General features: G+C 51.6%; 1 protein-coding gene. It reads right to left on the bottom strand.

Translation table 11 applies throughout. The annotated features are described in order from the left end of the window. Positions 1-459: Calx-beta domain-containing protein (locus A3774_RS16005; protein WP_156473739.1), on the bottom strand; the 459-nt coding region annotated here is incomplete at both ends.

Below are 459 nucleotides of genomic sequence, written 5' to 3'. Positions count from 1 at the left end.
AACAGACGATGGGCCGGTTAACGACACGGTTGCGCCATCATTATCAATAATGGTGGTCTCAACACTGTTATTAGTCGCATCTTCAGCAATATGTTCGAAGTTCGTATCAGTGATGCTATCGATTGCGATGGTGAAGCTCTCAGCGCCTTCCGCTAGGGCATCATCCAAGGTACCGATGGTGAAGGTGTTCGAGTTGCTGCCCGCTGGGATATCAACACTGCCCACACCGGTAAAGTCCGTTCCATCAACGGCAACACCGCTGTAGGTGAAGGTTACTGTGATCGGTGTGGTTACATCACCCGCTGGCTGATCAACGGCCACCGTGTACGGTGTGGTGGTATTACCTTCTACAACACTGCTTGGGCCTGTAATAGAGACGTAAGCGGTTTCTGTATCCGGCTCTGTCGTACCTGGATCCGTGTCATCAGTGATCTGCGTATCCACACTGTTGTTGGTCGC

It is taken from the genome of Neptuniibacter marinus, from assembly GCF_001597725.1.
Taxonomy (GTDB): domain Bacteria; phylum Pseudomonadota; class Gammaproteobacteria; order Pseudomonadales; family Balneatricaceae; genus Neptuniibacter; species Neptuniibacter marinus.
This window is presented reverse-complemented; position numbering and strand designations above follow the sequence as displayed.